The following is a 2,297-nucleotide window of genomic DNA, read 5'->3' on the forward strand; positions in this document are numbered from 1 at the left end:
CGCCCCCGCTCAGGGGCCGGTCAGCCTTCGGGTAGAAGAGGAAGAGGGTGCAGCCCGTTGTGGTCTGGGGGATGTGGGAGGAGCCGGTCATGGCGTAGCAGACCGTGTCCCACCGACAGCGGCACGATCACCTCGGGGGTGGACGGCGCGTATCCCCAGGGCTGGGTGACGATGCACCCGCCGGGGACATCGGTGACGCCGACGATCCCGAGGGCGTCGTCGAAATCCGACCACGGATCGTTCAGGACCGCCTCGACGTCGGGACGGGCACCCAGCCGCCGGGCGTCTCCCCAGCCGCGGCTGGGTCAGGATCGAGGAACTGGCGGCCGAGCTGGGCTGGAGCCGCAAGCGGCTGTGGTCACGCTTCCGCGCGCAGATCGGGCTGCCACCCAAGCGCGCCGCCAAACTGGTCCGCTTCGACCACGCCGTCCACCGGCTCGCCGCGGGCGAACGCGCCGCCCACGTCGCGGCCGACGTCGGGTACGTCGACCAGTCCCACCTGCACCGGGATGTCCGCGCGTTCGCCGGGGGCACTCCGGCGACGATGACCGAGGACACCTGGCTCGCGGTGGACGACCTCGCCTGGACGGACCTCTAGAGATTCGCGAGGGTCTCCAATACCGCGCACTCTTCCTTGTGCCTTTGCATGAAGGGGTTCCTCAGCGGGGGGCGGTGACCAGGGTGAGCTGGAGGGCGGTCAGGGCCCTTCTGATGGGCTGGAAGTAGGTGGTGCCGCCGGTGGCGCAGTTGCCGGAGCCGCCGGAGAGTACGCCCTGGGCCTGGTCGCCGGAGACGAACGGGGCGCCGGATGAGCCGGGCTCGCTGCACACGGAGGTGCGGGTGAGGCCGGTGACGGTGCCCTCGGGGTAGGTGACGCTGGTGTTGAGCTGCTGAATCACGCCGCAGCGCCAGCCGCTGACCGGGCTGTAGCTGCACACCGACGCGCCCACGTAGGACTCCGTGGCGCCCCGGATCGGGGACTGCCCGCTGGGGCCGCCCTTGATGTAGCCGATGGCGTTCCAGCCCGGGTAGAGCGACGCCCAGGCGTAGTCGTTGCGGGGGAAGGACACCGATTCGAACTTGCCGATCACCGGGCCGCCCGGGCGGGTGCGGACCAGGGCGCCGTTGGCTCCGCAGTGGCCGGCGGTGACGAAGCCCTGCTTGGCGCCCTGCCGTACCGAGAAGCCGACCAGGCAGCGGCCCTTGCCGTCCACATAGATCTCGTCGCCGCCGCGGATGTCGGCGTACGGGACGGGCCGCTCGGCGCTGCGTTCAACGCGTACGGCGGAGGCGTCCACGCCGCTGCCGCGTACGAACGACCCGGCCGCGGCCGGGTCGGCGGCGAGTACGACGACGCTGTTGGTCACCACGTCCACGTACCAGGCCGCGACCTTCTCGCGGCCGTGGGCCACGTCCAACGCGGCCTTGATCGCGTCGAGCCGGGCCAGCGGCCGGGTCACCAGCTTGGGTTGCGCGCCGCGCGCGGTGATGGCGGGTACGTCGCCCGCGTGGGTCGTGGCCATCACCAGTCTCCCGGACGGGTTCAGCCACGAACCGCCGAACCGGTCCCCCAGGCCGTCGCGCAACGCCGGCTCGATGTCCCTGGCCCGCTGCTCGTTGATCACCCGGGCGGACGCCTCCGCCGCGCTCAGCCCGAGATCGCGCCGCAACGCGTCTATCAGGCCGGGCGCCGGCTGCGCCGAGGCGGGGGCGGCGCTGAGCGCGAGCACGCCGGCCGCGAGCACCGCGCCCGCGATCGACAGGGGGGTTCGGGGCATGGCGGTCTCCTCCCGTGGCCGTGCCGTAACGTTAAGGCGGGGCACGGCGAAAAGGACCTACCAATTACGTCATCTCGCGATGATATGACCGCGCCGCCGAAACAAAGACGAGGAAATCGAAAACAGTCGAGGTGATACCCGGCGGCCTGTCGAAGATGATCGACATTTGCGCCGCCCTCGCCGGGCGAGTACACAGGCGGATGATAAGCACCCGTTCACGGCCGCGCCGATCGGCGGCGCCTGCCATTTCGGCATCTGGATACTCGGCGCCTGGCTGACCGGCGAAACCCGCTTCCATGGACACGCGGGATGGATGAGCGTGGCCATCACCACGATTCTGTGGGGCCGCACCGCACAGTTGGCAAACCTGCGCCGCCAGCAGTAGAGCGGCGATTAACCGCCGGTAGGACCGTGGGGATGAGACAGGTGGCTGTTGACGACGGCCCGGCGACGGTAGCGGCGCGTACCGGGCAGGTGGCGAGTCTGCGGCGCAGGTGGGGCTGGTGGTCAGCCGAGGGT

3 protein-coding genes are annotated in these 2,297 nt (G+C 70.8%); 2 read left to right on the forward strand and 1 reads right to left on the reverse strand.

What is annotated here, in order from left to right; translation table 11 throughout:
* Positions 1-376 precede the first annotated feature (376 nt).
* Positions 377-598, forward strand: coding sequence for a helix-turn-helix domain-containing protein (locus C1I98_RS37975; protein WP_233508540.1), 222 nt, complete (start codon positions 377-379; stop codon positions 596-598).
* Between the two features lie 61 nt (positions 599-659).
* On the opposite strand, the gene C1I98_RS37980 is transcribed toward C1I98_RS37975, so the two are convergent.
* Positions 660-1,778, reverse strand: a complete 1,119-nt coding sequence (locus C1I98_RS37980; protein ID WP_111172068.1) for a S1 family peptidase — start codon at positions 1,776-1,778, stop codon at positions 660-662.
* 166 nt (positions 1,779-1,944) lie between these two features.
* Here C1I98_RS37980 and C1I98_RS44770 point away from each other — a divergent pair, with 166 nt between their 5' ends.
* A complete protein-coding gene (locus C1I98_RS44770) occupies positions 1,945-2,163 on the forward strand; it encodes a hypothetical protein (protein ID WP_111172069.1) in 219 nt (72 codons plus the stop codon).
* Positions 2,164-2,297 lie beyond the last annotated feature (134 nt).

The sequence above is a fragment of the Spongiactinospora gelatinilytica genome (genome assembly GCF_003236385.1).
Taxonomy (GTDB): Bacteria; Actinomycetota; Actinomycetes; order Streptosporangiales; family Streptosporangiaceae; genus Spongiactinospora; species Spongiactinospora gelatinilytica.

Excerpts from the sequence above, each read along its gene's own strand:
- C1I98_RS37980 (WP_111172068.1), bottom strand. The coding sequence starts at position 1,778 with ATGCCCCGAACCCCCCTGTCGATCGCGGGCGCGGTGCTCGCGGCCGGC.